The organism is Halorubrum salinarum, assembly GCF_013267195.1.
GTDB classification, from domain to species: domain Archaea; phylum Halobacteriota; class Halobacteria; order Halobacteriales; family Haloferacaceae; genus Halorubrum; species Halorubrum salinarum.
Genome location: NZ_CP053941.1, coordinates 1551846 through 1564320, shown reverse-complemented (window position 1 = coordinate 1564320; position 12475 = coordinate 1551846). Strand labels below are relative to the sequence as shown.

The 12475-nt window shown below is 69.7% G+C and carries 15 protein-coding genes; 9 read left to right on the top strand and 6 right to left on the bottom strand.

Features of this window, described 5'->3' with window-relative positions; genetic code table 11:
• The first annotated feature begins 218 nt into the window (after positions 1–218).
• The 5 genes from HPS36_RS07835 (at position 219) to HPS36_RS07815 (ending at position 2847) form a co-directional block, all read left to right on the top strand.
• Positions 219–857 carry a 50S ribosomal protein L1 gene (locus HPS36_RS07835; RefSeq protein ID WP_137717477.1) on the top strand — a complete coding sequence of 213 codons (639 nt, stop codon included), beginning with the start codon at positions 219–221 and terminating at the stop codon, positions 855–857.
• Positions 854–1897 carry a 50S ribosomal protein L10 gene (locus tag HPS36_RS07830; RefSeq protein WP_121563137.1) on the top strand — a complete coding sequence of 348 codons (1044 nt, stop codon included), beginning with the start codon at positions 854–856 and terminating at the stop codon, positions 1895–1897. The genes HPS36_RS07835 and HPS36_RS07830 overlap by 4 nt, the downstream gene beginning before the upstream one ends.
• Before the next feature lie 16 nt (positions 1898–1913).
• On the top strand, positions 1914–2258 hold the full coding sequence (gene rpl12p / locus HPS36_RS07825; protein WP_137717475.1) for a 50S ribosomal protein P1: 345 nt from the start codon (positions 1914–1916) through the stop codon (positions 2256–2258).
• 124 nt (positions 2259–2382) lie between these two features.
• Positions 2383–2574: a hypothetical protein gene (locus HPS36_RS07820; protein WP_137717474.1), complete on the top strand. Its 192-nt coding sequence runs from the start codon at positions 2383–2385 to the stop codon at positions 2572–2574.
• A 57-nt stretch (positions 2575–2631) separates the two neighbouring features.
• Complete coding sequence (locus HPS36_RS07815; protein ID WP_137717473.1) at positions 2632–2847, top strand: DUF7472 family protein; 216 nt, start codon at positions 2632–2634, stop codon at positions 2845–2847.
• A 55-nt stretch (positions 2848–2902) separates the two neighbouring features.
• Here HPS36_RS07815 and HPS36_RS07810 read toward each other — a convergent pair whose 3' ends face one another.
• The 5 genes from HPS36_RS07810 to HPS36_RS07790 all read right to left on the bottom strand — a co-directional run bounded on the left by HPS36_RS07810 (position 2903) and on the right by HPS36_RS07790 (position 7312).
• Positions 2903–4063 carry a DNA primase gene (locus tag HPS36_RS07810; protein WP_173229630.1) on the bottom strand — a complete coding sequence of 387 codons (1161 nt, stop codon included), beginning with the start codon at positions 4061–4063 and terminating at the stop codon, positions 2903–2905.
• 105 nt (positions 4064–4168) lie between these two features.
• Positions 4169–4819 carry an HVO_2922 family protein gene (locus HPS36_RS07805; RefSeq protein WP_173229628.1) on the bottom strand — a complete coding sequence of 217 codons (651 nt, stop codon included), beginning with the start codon at positions 4817–4819 and terminating at the stop codon, positions 4169–4171.
• Between the two features lie 85 nt (positions 4820–4904).
• On the bottom strand, positions 4905–5549 hold the full coding sequence (locus HPS36_RS07800) for a protein sorting system archaetidylserine decarboxylase (protein ID WP_173229627.1): 645 nt from the start codon (positions 5547–5549) through the stop codon (positions 4905–4907).
• Positions 5546–6595: an AAA family ATPase gene (locus tag HPS36_RS07795; protein WP_173229626.1), complete on the bottom strand. Its 1050-nt coding sequence runs from the start codon at positions 6593–6595 to the stop codon at positions 5546–5548. The genes HPS36_RS07800 and HPS36_RS07795 overlap by 4 nt, the downstream gene beginning before the upstream one ends.
• A gap of 60 nt (positions 6596–6655) precedes the next feature.
• Positions 6656–7312 (bottom strand): DUF4013 domain-containing protein, encoded by a 657-nt coding sequence (locus tag HPS36_RS07790; protein WP_173229624.1) that lies wholly within the window; start codon positions 7310–7312, stop codon positions 6656–6658.
• A 171-nt stretch (positions 7313–7483) separates the two neighbouring features.
• Between HPS36_RS07790 and HPS36_RS07785 the strand changes: the two genes are divergently transcribed.
• From HPS36_RS07785 to HPS36_RS07770, 4 genes are all read left to right on the top strand, one after another.
• The gene (locus HPS36_RS07785; RefSeq protein WP_173229623.1) at positions 7484–8782 is read left to right on the top strand and encodes an ABC transporter substrate-binding protein; all 1299 of its coding nucleotides are present in this window, start codon (positions 7484–7486) and stop codon (positions 8780–8782) included.
• A 53-nt stretch (positions 8783–8835) separates the two neighbouring features.
• Positions 8836–9822 carry a carbohydrate ABC transporter permease gene (locus tag HPS36_RS07780; RefSeq protein WP_173229621.1) on the top strand — a complete coding sequence of 329 codons (987 nt, stop codon included), beginning with the start codon at positions 8836–8838 and terminating at the stop codon, positions 9820–9822.
• Positions 9819–10763, top strand: a complete 945-nt coding sequence (locus HPS36_RS07775) for a carbohydrate ABC transporter permease (protein WP_173229619.1) — start codon at positions 9819–9821, stop codon at positions 10761–10763. The genes HPS36_RS07780 and HPS36_RS07775 overlap by 4 nt, the downstream gene beginning before the upstream one ends.
• 102 nt (positions 10764–10865) lie before the next feature.
• Positions 10866–11984: an ABC transporter ATP-binding protein gene (locus HPS36_RS07770; protein WP_173229617.1), complete on the top strand. Its 1119-nt coding sequence runs from the start codon at positions 10866–10868 to the stop codon at positions 11982–11984.
• Between the two features lie 48 nt (positions 11985–12032).
• Here the strand turns inward: HPS36_RS07770 and HPS36_RS07765 are convergent, their stop codons facing one another.
• A complete protein-coding gene (locus HPS36_RS07765) occupies positions 12033–12446 on the bottom strand; it encodes an SHOCT domain-containing protein (RefSeq protein ID WP_173229615.1) in 414 nt (137 codons plus the stop codon).
• Positions 12447–12475: the final 29 nt, after the last annotated feature.

Below are 12475 nucleotides of genomic sequence, written 5' to 3'. Positions count from 1 at the left end.
TCGGCCTTCGACGCCCGTCGAATTCGGGCCGCGGCGGCCGACGACGGGCGCCGGGTCCGAACGCGAGCGCGCGAACGACCCGGAGCGGCCCTGTCGCCGGTTCACACGGCGACCGGCGGTTCGACGCTTTTAAACCTCCGATGAACCACTCTCCGATGAGACAGGCTTCGCCTGTTTCACTGACCCGTAGGAGCGACCTGCGTACTACGGAGGTGAAAATGGCAGACACAATACAAGAGGCCGTAACCCTCGCACTCGACGATGCGCCCGAGCGGAACTTCCGCGAGACCGTGGACATCGCGATCAACCTGCGAGACCTCGACCTCAACGATCCGTCGAACCGTATCGACGAGTCCGTCGTGCTGCCGGCTGGAACGGGGCAGGAGACACAGATCGTCGTCTTCGCGGAGGGCGAAACCGCCGTCCGCGCAGAGGAGGTCGCTGACGAAGTGCTCGACAGCGACGACCTCGAAGACCTCGGAGACGACGACGACCGCGCAAAGGACCTCGCCGACGACACCGACTTCTTCGTCGCCGAGGCCAACCTGATGCAGGACATCGGTCGGTACCTCGGTACCGTCCTCGGTCCGCGCGGGAAGATGCCTACCCCACTACAGCCGGACGACGACATCGTCGAGACCGTCAACCGGATGAAGAACACGGTGCAGCTCCGGTCGCGCGACCGGCGCACGTTCCACACCCGCGTCGGCGCCGAGGACATGGGCGCCGACGCGATCTCGGACAACATCGACGTCATCATCCGGCGACTCGAAGCGAACCTCGAGAAGGGCCCGCTCAACATCGACGGGATCTACGTGAAGACCACGATGGGTCCCGCGAAGGAGGTGCCCGTATGAGCTCGGTCCGCAAGACCGAGACGATCCCCGAGTGGAAGCGGGAGGAGGTCGACGAGCTCGTCGAGTTCATCGACTCCTACCAGTCCGTCGGGATCGTCGGCGTGTCCGGCATCCCGAGCCGGCAGCTCCAGGCCATGCGCCGGGAGCTCCACGGCTCGGCCGCCGTCCGCATGAGCCGCAACACGCTCACGAACCGGGCGCTCGAGGAGGTCGGCGACGGCGTCGAGGCGCTGACGGAGTACGTCAGCGGCCAGGTGGCGCTCGTCGGCACCAACGACAACCCGTTCGGCCTCTTCAAGCAGCTCGAAGCCTCGAAGACCCCCGCCCCGATCAACGCGGGCGAGGTGGCCCCCAACGACATCGTGATCCCCGAGGGCGACACCGGCGTCGACCCGGGGCCGTTCGTCGGCGAGCTCCAGACCGTGGGCGCGGCCGCCCGCATCATGGACGGCTCGATCAAGGTGACCGAGGACTCGACCGTGCTGGAGGAGGGCGAGGTCGTCGACGACGACCTCGCGAACGTCCTCGTCGAGCTCGGCATCGAGCCCAAGGAGGTCGGCCTCGACCTGAAGGCCGTCTACTCCGAGGGCGTGCTGTTCGAGCCCGACGAGCTCGAACTCGACGTCGACGAGTACGAGGCGGACATCCGGTCCGCCGCGGCCGCCGCGCGCAACCTCTCGATCAACGCCGCGTACCCGACGGCCGCCACCGCGGGCGCCCTCATCGCGAAGGCGTCCGGCGAGGCGAAGTCCGTCGGCCTGTTCGCGGAGATCGAGAGCCCGGACGTCGTGCCCGACCTGATCGGGAAGGCCGACGCCCAGCTCCGCGCGCTCGCGGCGCAGATCGACGACGAGGAGGCGCTCCCCGAGGAGCTCCAGGGCGTCGAGGCCGCGCCGGCCGCGGAGCCGGCGACGGACGACGCCGACGAGGAAGAGGAACAGGCGGACGACAACACGGAAGACGCCGAGGAGGCCGACGACGACGCCGACGACGACGACGGCGACGACGGCGGCGAAGGACTCGGCGCGATGTTCGGATAACACGAGGTACACACCAATGGAATACGTTTACGCTGCGCTCATCCTGAACGAGACTGGCGAAGAGATCAACGAAGACAACGTCACCGGCGTGCTGGAAGCCGCCGGCGTCGACGTCGAGGAGTCCCGCGTCAAGGCGCTCGTCGCCGCGCTGGAGGACGTCGACATCGAGGAGGCCATCGAGACGGCCGCCGCGGCCCCGGCCGCCGGCGCCGCCGCGGGCGGCTCCGCGGACGCCGAGGCCGCCGACGAGGCCGACGACGACGAGGACGAGGCCGACGAGGCCGAGGCCGCCGACGAGGCGGACGACGACGACGAGGACGAGGGCGACGGCGGCGAAGGGCTCGGCGAGCTCTTCGGCTGAGCCGGCGCGCGACTCCCTCGACGCCGACCGCGTCGACACGCACCGATTTTTTCGCGACGAGCCGCTATCCGGAGTGATAACGCCGGCCGCGATTTTATATATCGATCTCGGGAACGGGGAGGCGATGAAGATCGTCGACGGCGACAAGGCGGAGTGCGACCGGTGCGAGTCGGTGTTCCCGCTCGCTGACGTCTCCCTGCTGGAGAAGGAGACCAACCGCGACTACGAGCGGGTGTTGTGCGACGACTGTCTCGGGGCCGTCGGCGTTCCGCAGGGGTACACGCTGCGGCGGGACATCACGCACCTCGCGACGTGAGCGGCGGGCGGGGCGCCCATCGAAGTCCTTTTTTAGCGGCGACGGGAAGCCGCGAGCATGGAAATCGATGCGGAGTTCCGTCGGCAGATCGCGGTCTCGCTGGCGGCGGCCGCGGTGTTCATCGTCGGGCTGGTCGCCATCGGGGTCACCTTCGGCGGGTCGGCGGTCCTCCCGGAGACAGGGGCGATCGCGCTCGTCGCGCTCCTGACCGGGTTCGTCCTGTTGATGGCCGGCGTCGGGACGTTCCTGATGCGGGCGAACGACGGATCGTAGACCTCCTGAGCCGCCGCGGTCCGTTACTTCTGCCGTCGCGTTCGGTTCGTCGCGCTCACGCCGCTTCCGTCTCGTCCGTCTCGCGGTCCGCCCGCCAGTCGGTCACCTCGTCGGCCGCGGCCACCCGGGTCTCGTAGTACGAGAGCGGGTCGGCCGCGACCTGCATGTGGTCGTCCTCGTTGTGGCAGATCCCGTAGTTCGCGAGCGTCTCGCAGGTCGGCGGGGGGTACTGGGTCCCGCGGTCGTCGGTGAGGAACTCCGTCTGGTAGCGGATCCCCTCGGCGTCGAGGCTCGTGTCGGCGCAGAAGGCGACGACCTCGTCGGGCGTCATGCCGATGCCGACGAGGAACGCCATCAGCGCGAACGACTCGGCCGCGGAGAGCGCGGCGTCGCGCTCCGCCTTCTCGATCAGGTTCGTCATACACGGCGGGAACAGCGCGGGGGCGACGACGTCCGGCGGCTCGGCGTACGTCCGCTCGGAGAGCAGCCGCCGGAGGTCGGCGACGCGCGACTCCAGCGCCGCGGCGATCTCCTCGTCGGCGCCCAGTTCGAAAGGGAGCCCCTCGGCGACCCGCGCCTCGACGGCGGCCTCCAGCGCCGCGAGCAGCTCCTCTCGGGAGACCCGCACCGCGCCGTCGGCGAGCGCCCGGTTGACAAGCCGCCACGAGTCGCCCCACTCGGGGGAGGTGAGCCGGAGGTACGGGCCGACGTCGATCCGGTAGCTGTCGGGGTCGCGGCCGGCCCCGCCGCCCGTCGCGGCCCCCGCGCCGCGGGCGCCGGCGGGCGCGGTCGCGTCCGGTCGCACGGCGTCGACGAGGTCGAACTCGGCGAGCAGGTCGTCGAGCGCGACCGTCGCGGCCGACACGGAGCGCAGTTCGTCGTCGGTCTCTAAGTCGCGGCGGACCCGCTCCATAGCGGTCGCCGCCTCCGCGGCGGCGTACTTCTCGATGGCGGGGTCGGAGTCGAGCAGCGAGACGAGGATCCGCGCGATGGGGTACGAGAGCAGCTCCGCCTGGGTGTCGTACGCGGACTCGCCGGGGAACGCGCCGCTCTCGGAGGCGACGGTCCCCTCGAGGAGGGCGCGTTCGACGCGCTCGCGGGCGCGGTCGACCGCCGGGGCGTCGGTCGCGACGAGCTCCGGCAGCGACACCGCGGCCGACGCGACCGCCTCGCGGGCGCTCGCGAAGAACGGGTACTTGGCGTCGAGCGCGTCCATGTCGCTCAGAGGTAGTGAAGGCCGGCGAATAAGCGGTGCGGTCCGCGGTCGCGCCGCGGGCGGGGCGGCGGTCGGACCGCGGGCGCCTCGCCGCGGGACCGAGATCTACTCCGCCGGCTTCTCGACGGCCGCGCCCGGCGCGTTCGACTTGACGCTGTTGAGGCCCTGTTTCGCCTTCTGCTTGGAGGCGTACCCCTGGCCGCTGTCGGCGATGATGTTGCCGTTGTCGTGACGGAGCCGCCAGCGGTACTCGTCCGCCTTGTCGCGGAACAGCTCGAACGCGGCGTCGCTGCCGCCCTCCTCGGGGGCCTCCTCGTCGCGCGAGACGTCGATGACGTGCGCGCCCGCCGCGTTCCGCTGGACGCTCTCGATGCCGGAGCTGGCGTCGCGCTTGTCGGCGTATCCCTCGCCGCCGTCGGCGATGATGTTGCCGTTGTCGTGGCGGAGCCGCCAGCGGAACTTGTCGGCCTTGTCGGTATACAGCTCGAACGTCGCCTTGCTCGCGCTCGCGTCCTCGTCGACGGCGACCTCCTCCTCGGGCCACTCCACCTCTATCTCGAAGTGGACCGTGCCGTCCTCCCGTTCGAGTTCGACCTCGACGTCGCCGGTCCCGGCCGCGTCGACCGTCACCGTCCCGTCCTCGTCGACCGGCACGGGCTCGCCGCGACCGAGCGCGCGGGCGATCCGGCGGAGGTACGTGGCCAGCCCCTGTCGGGTCCGCGACCGGCTCGACTCGTGGATTGTCTCTTCCGTCATCGAAGACACGGTCTCGCGGACGAAACAAAAGCGTATGGCCCGATTCGAACGGCCGACGCGGCGACCGCGTCGCGACGCGGCGGCGCTACCCGTCGTCGCTCGGGCGCTCCGCGATGATCGTCTCGCCCGCGCGGACGCCGTCGCCCTCGGCGACGAGCAGGTCCTCGCGGCCCACGTCCGCGGGCAGGACCACGTCGGCGCGGGAGCCGAACGAGACGTGCCCGACGCGGTCGCCGCGCTCGACGCGGTCACCCGGCTCGACCGACGGGTGGATCCGCCGGGCGAACCAGCCCGCGATGACGAGCAGCTCGTACTCCCCGAAGTCGATCGCGACCTGCTCGTTGCGGTCCGACTCCTTGTCGAACGCCGGGCGGTTCGCGCCGGGCCGGTGGCGGACCTCGCGCACCTCGCCCGCGAGCGGCGCGCGGTTCACGTGCACGTCGGTGACGTTCATGAACACGCCGACGCGGAGTCGCGAGCCCTCCTCGCGGACCACCGAAACGGTGCCGTCGGCCGGGGAGACGACCGTCTCGTCGCCCTTCGGCGGGTCGCGCTCGGGGTCGCGGTGGAACCAGAGGACCCCGACGGCGAGCGCGACGAGCGCGACGCCGACGGGCGGGACGAACGGCAGCGCGACGGCGCCAGCGAGCGCCGGGACGAGCGCCAGGTCCCACGCGGCGTCGACGACCGGGAAGGGGAGCAGCCGCGAGAGCGGCGGGCGGCGGGTCACGACGCCGCCTCCGCGTCCCGGAGTTCGGGGGAGAGCTCGGTCCGTCCCGCCGCCCACGCCGCGAGCAGGTGGACGAGGTGGGTCGTGTCGTGGAGCCCGTCGGACAGGTCGAGGTCGGCCTCGCCCGCGAGCGCGTGGAGCCGCGCGAGGTCGTCGCCGCCGTACTCGGAGCCGGCGCGGGCGACGCGGAGCGTCTCGCGGAGCAGCTCCTGCCCGTCGTATCCCTCTTCGAGCAGGTCGTCGAGTGCCGAGCGGGCGTCCTTCAGGTCGCCGGCGCGGGCGTCGGCAAGCGCCCCGCGGATCGCGTCGTCGTCGCCCACGTCGCCGAGCGTCTCGTAGGCGGTCGACATGGTGACCTCGCCGCCCTCGACCGCGGTCGCCTGCGCCGAGAGGATCGCCTCCCGGAGGTCGCCGCCGGCCGCGCTGGCGACGAACTCCAGCCCGTCGCCGTCGTAGTCGACGCCCTCGCGCTCGCAGATCGCTTCGAGGACGTCGATCGTCTCGTCGGTGGTCGGCGAGCGGACCCGGACCGGGAAGCAGCGCGACCGGATCGGGGCGATGAGCTTCGAGGGCTGGCGCGTCGCGATCACGAACTGGGTGGTGCGGTGGTGCTTCTCCATCACGCGGCGCAGCGCCTGCTGGAAGTCCTCTCGGATCGCCTCCGCGTTGTCCAGCAGGACCGTCTTGTACTCGCCGGACATCGGCGCGTACGACGCCGACTCCTTCAGCACGCGGTTTATCATGTCGCGTTTCGCCATCGAGCTCCGCCCCGCGAGGAACCCCTCGAACCGCGGGTCGGTCCGGATCTCCTTTTTGGTCCGCCCGAAGAAGTCGGCGACGTTGATCTCGATCAGGTCGGCGTCCGGGTCGGCGTGTGACGCCTCGGCGAGCGCGCGCGCCGCCGCCGTCTTCCCGACCCCCGGCGGCCCCTGGACGACGAGGTTCATCGGCTCGTCGACGGCCCGACGCAGGCGGTCGCGGGCCTCGTCCTGCCGGATCTCGTCGAGGTCGGGCGCGTGCGTGTCCGTCCACAGCGGTCCGTCCATGCCGTGTGAGTCCGGGCCGGGCGGTCAAGAATCGGTCGGTCGCGGCGCCGCGCCGTCCCCCTACCGTCGCCGGGCGCGCTCGACGGCGCGCCCCCAGAGGTACGCGGCCACGAGGAGGCCGTACGCGAGGACGAACGTCCCGAACAGCGGGCCCGCGCGCGAGACGGTGAACAGCGCGCCGCCGACGCCGACGGCGACGACGAGCGCGGTGAAGCCGAGGGTCCACCCGAAGAAGTAGGCGGCGTGGCCGGCGACCGGCCGGAGGGCGCCCGGGGAGAACGCCCGGCGGAGCGACCCCTCCCGACCGTAGGTGATCAGCGAGACGGGCGCGAGGTACGTGCCGAAGACGCCGACGAAGAGCACGGCCGTCGATCCGGCGAGGATGCGGCCGACCGGCGCGTTCGCGCCGGGGTCGAGCGTGACGACGCCGTAGAGCGTCACCAGGAGGGCCGCGAACGGGATCCCGAGGAACACCAGACAGACGGCCGTCCCGCCGAGCGACCGGCGGAGGAGCGTCCGGCCGTCGGCGAGGAAGGGCGGCATCGAGTCGCCCCGCTCGCTGGCGGTCAGCACGCGGACGAGGTAGCCGACGACCGGCAGCGCCGGGAGGACCGGCACGACGACGGCCAGCGCGAACAGCAGCCAGACGGCGAGGAGGGGCCGCTCCCGGGCGTCGCCGGCGACGGGATACGTGACGGCGGCGGTCGAGGGGCGCATGCGTACGCCCATCCGCCGGACCGTAGTATGCCCGTCGGTCCGTCGCCGTCCGACCGGGCGTAAAGAACTCCGATTACGACGGGGGTGACGTGCGAATAGATACTTCAAAAATAGTTCTCAAAGAATGAGTAAGTATATATGGCAATCATCCATTGTACACCGTGAAGTACCATGACAGACCAAGACAAGCGGTTATCGCGGCGACATTTCGTCGGAGCGACGGGGGCGGCGACGCTCGCGGGGCTCGCCGGCTGTTCCGGCGGCGGCGACGGCGGCGACGGCGGCGACGGCGGAAGCGGCAACACGCTCGAAGTTCTTCACGCGTGGACCGGCGGCGACGGCGCCCGCGCGGCGGAGGCGCTCGTCACCGCCTTCGACGAGGCGCACCCGGACGTCGAACACGAGTTCAACCCGATCGGCGGCGGCGGGAACCAGAACCTCGACGCGGTCGTCGCGAACCGGCTCCAGAACGGCGACCCGCCGAGCTCGTTCGCCAACTGGCCCGGCCCGAACCTCCAGCGGTACGAGGGCGTGCTGGGCGAGGTCGACGACGTGTGGGAGTCGGAGGGCTTTGCGGACGTGATGGTGGACGAGGCGGTCGACCTCCACCAGTACAACGGCGCCTATCGCGGCGTCCCCCTCGGCTCGCACCGCCTGAACTGCCTGTTCTACAACACTTCGGTCGTCGAGGAGGCGGGGGTCGACCCCGACTCGCTGACGAGCGTCTCGGCGCTCATCGACGCGCTGGAGACGGTCCAGAACGAGACCGACGCGATCCCGATGACGCACGGCGCGAGCGGTACCTGGACGACGACCCAGCTGTTCGCCTCGACGATGCTCGGGCAGGAAGGGTACGACGCGTACATGAGCTTCATCGACGGGAGCCCGGACGAGGCGGCCGTCCGCGCGACCTTCGAGTCGCTCGCCGAGATCCTCGGCAACTACATCAACGAGGACGCCTCCTCGATCGGACTCACGGAGTCCAACCAGAACATCATCGAGGGGAACGCGGCGTTCATCCACCAGGGTAACTGGGCCGCCGGGGCCTACCGGAACGCCGAGGACTTCAACTACAACGAGGACTGGGGCTTCAAGACGTACCCCGGCTCGGAGAACATGTACATGCTCCACTTCGACTCGTTCCTCTACCCGTCGGACAACCCGAGTCCGGAGGCGACCAAGACGTTCCTCTCGTTCGTCGGGAGCGAAGCGGCGCAGGTCGCGTTCAACCAGTACAAGGGTTCGATCCCGACGCGGACCGACGTCGACATGAGCGAGTTCGGGCCGTACCTCCAGGAGACGCAGGAAGACTTCGCCAGCGCCGAGCAGCGGCCGCCGAACCTACAGCACGGGCTCGGCGTCCCCTCGGAGACGATGACGGCGCTGAACGAAGTGATCTCCAGCGAGTTCTCCGGACCGTACAACGTCGACGCCGCCACGCAGGGCTTCGTCGACGCGGTCTCTAACTGACACCGGTCCTCGATGCGACCGGATTTTAGCGGTTTCGGCACACGACGACCCACATGACACGGAACACAGACACCGGCGACGACAGTGGCGACGCGGTCACGGACGGCGGCGTCGCCGAGGAGCGCGGCGGGTCCGGGTTCAGTCCGATCGACGCGCTGAACGAGCGCTTCGGCAGCGACTTCGTCGAGTCCTCGCAGTTCTGGCTGCCGCCGTTCCTGCTGGTCGGCCTCTTCGTCTACGGGGCGATCATCTGGAACCTCCTGATCTCGCTGACCGACTTCAGCGGCTTCGGAACCCCGGACTACGGCGACTTGGACCTCGAGATGTACAGCCGCGCGCTGGCCGACAGCGGGTTCGTCGACGCCGCGATCAACACCTTCGTTCTGCTCGTCGGGTTCACCCTGGTGACGCTCGCGATCGGGCTCGGCCTGGCGATCCTGATAGACCGGAACATTCGGTTCGAGAACACGTTCCGGACGATCTACCTGCTGCCGATGAGCCTCTCGTTCGTGGTCACCGCCCAGTTCTGGGCGTGGATGTTCAACTTCAACAACGGGGTCATCAACATCGTCATCACGTCGCTCGGCTTCGGCCGAGTCAACTGGATCGGCAACCCCGACATCGTCCTCTGGGCGGTGATGTTCGCGCTGATGTGGCAGTTCGCGGGGTACGCGATGGTCGTGTTCCTCGCGGGCCTGCGGGCCATCCCGAACGAGCACTACGAGGCGGCGAAGGTGGACGGCGCCTCGACGGCGCGGATGTACTGGCGCGTGATCATCCCGCAGCTGAAGGGGTCGACCATCAGCGCCTCGGTCGTCCTGATGGTGTTCGCGCTGAAGGCGTTCGACTTCCTCTACTCGCTCGTCGGCGGCTACCGACCGCCCAACGGGTCCGACATCCTCGCGACGAAGATGGTCCGCGAGGCGTACGCGAACCTGAACTGGGCGTACGCGTCGGCGATCGCCATCACCCTGTTCGTGATGACGCTCGGGATCGTCGGCCCGTACCTCTACTACCAGTACAACCGGGGGAACCTATGAACGACGACGCACGAACGGACGGCGGCACGGCATCGGCGACGGACTCCGGCGCGTCCGCGGGGGCGCTCGCGGAGGTCGACGGGTACCGGGTCCTCCTGTACCTCGGGCTCCTCGGGATCCTGGCGTTCTTCATGATCCCGATCGAGTCCGGGCTCGTCACCTCGTTTAAGACGTCGACCGGCGTCACCGGGTCGCTCCCGTTCGCGCCGCCGACGGGGAGCACGTTCACGCTGGAGAAGTGGCGCACGGCGTTCGACGCGCTCGGACGCGGCCTCATAAACAGCGCGCTGTACGCGATCCCGGCGACCGTCATCTCGGCGCTGCTCGGGAGCTTCGCGGCGTACGGCCTCACGCAGTCCGACTGGAAACAGCGGTACAAGGCGCCGGTCCTCGCGCTGTTCGTCGCGGGGATCTTCATCCCGTACCAGGCGGTGCTGGTGCCGCTCTCGCAGTTCTGGTCGATGATCCCGCTCCAGGACGCCCTCGGCTTCCTGTGGGCGCTCGGGATCAACAACGACTACACCGGGATCTTCGAACTGATCGTCACGCACGTGGCCTACGGGCTCCCGATCTGTACGGTCCTGTTCAGGTCGTACTACAAGAACATGAGCGAGGAGATGATCGAGGCCGCGCGGCTGGACGGCGCGTCCATCCGCCGGATCTACCGCCGCATCGTGCTCCCGCTCTCTGGACCGATGTTCGCAGTGGTCCTGATCTACCAGTTCACGCAGATCTGGAACGACCTCCTGTTCACCCTCGTGTTGGTCCAGACCGAATCCAGCGCGGCGGCGCCGATCGTGTTGATCCTCGCCGGGCTGGGCACGTCGCTCGAAGGACAAGACTTCGCGCTCCGCATGGCGGGCGCGTTCATCGCCGCCCTCCCGACGCTCGCGGTCTACATCGCGTTCGGCGAGGAGTTCGCCGAGGGGGTGGCGACATGAACGGCGCCGTTCGCGGGCAGCAATCCATGACTCGACAGCAACCACGCAGCCGACCGAAGGTATCGCTCTCAAACCGCCGCGCCGTTCCGCGGGGGCGATAGCATGGGGACGCTCGAACTCGACGGCGTGAGCAAGGTGTTCCCCGACGGGGACGGCGAGGTCGTCGCCGTCGACGACGTCGACATCGAGATGCGCGACGGCGAGTTCCTCGTCGTGGTCGGCCCCTCCGGCTGCGGTAAGTCGACCACCCTCCGGATGGTCGCGGGACTGGAGACGGTCACCGACGGCGAGATCCGACTCGCCGGGAGCGTCATCAACGACGTGAAACCCCAGCACCGCGACATCGCGATGGTGTTCCAGTCGTACGCGCTGTACCCGCACATGACGGTGCAGGAGAACATGGCGTTCGGACTGGAGGAGTCGACGGACCTCTCCGACGACGAGATCGAGACGCGCGTCACCGACGCCGCGGGGACGATGGGGATCGGCGAGCTACTGGACCGGAAACCGTCCGACCTCTCCGGCGGCCAGCAGCAGCGGGTCGCGCTCGGGCGGGCGATCGTCCGCGACCCCGAGGTGTTCCTCATGGACGAGCCGCTCAGCAACCTCGACGCCAAGCTCCGCTCGGAGATGCGGACGGAGCTCCAGCGGCTCCAGGCCGAGCTGGACGTGACGACGATGTACGTCACGCACGACCAGACCGAGGCGATGACCATGGGCGACCGGATCGCGATCCTCAACGCCGGCGAACTCCAGCAGGTCGCGACGCCGCTGGAGTGTTACCACGAGCCGGCCAACCGGTTCGTCGCCGGGTTCATCGGGGAGCCGTCGATGAACTTCTTCGAGGTCGAGCGCGACGCCGACACCCTCCTCGGCGACGCCTTCGACTACCCGCTCTCCGAGTCCACCCTCGGCGACATCGGCGACATCACCGACCTCACGCTCGGGGTCCGGCCCGAGGACATCTCGCTGGCGGACGACCCGGCCGGCGAGCACACCTTCTCGACGGTGGTCGAGGTCGTCGAGCCGATGGGCGACGAGAACACCGTCTACCTGCGGTTCGAAGACGCGCCGGAGGGCGAGACGTTCATCGCCACCGTCGGCGGCCTCCAGCAGATCTCGGTCGGCGACGAGGTCCACGTGGAGATCCCCGAGGAAACGATCCACCTCTTCGACGGGACCACCGGCGACGCGGTCCACAACCGCGAGATCGACGAGTAGTCCCGGAGGTCTCCCTCCGCGTCGGCGGCGACGGCTGTCCCGGCGCCGTCACTCCCGGATTCGGTCCACTTCTCGCCGGACGCTCTCTCGCACTCGGTCGGCGACATCGCCGCTCGGATCGGTGACGGTCTCGGCGTCTTCGGTCTCCAAGAGGCGGTCCAGCTTGCGCTCGAACTCCTGTTCGTCGATGTCGCCGCGCGCGTAGCGCTCGCGGAGGGCGTCGAGCGCGGGGTCGCCGGTGGCGTCCGCGCGGTCGTCGGCGTCGTCCTCGGGGACCGGCTTCGTGAGGACGTGGAAGACGGGCAGGACGATGACGAGCCCGAAGAACCACACGAGCGGGAGCCACCACCAGACGCCGGTGAGGAGCGGGGCGGCGACGCCGGCGCCGACGACGCAGAGGGCGAACACCCGCCGCCAGCGGTGGCGGAGGTTCCACGCGATCCGGCCGGGGAGTCCGGTCATGGTCGAGGCGACGCCGGCGAGGCCCAAAG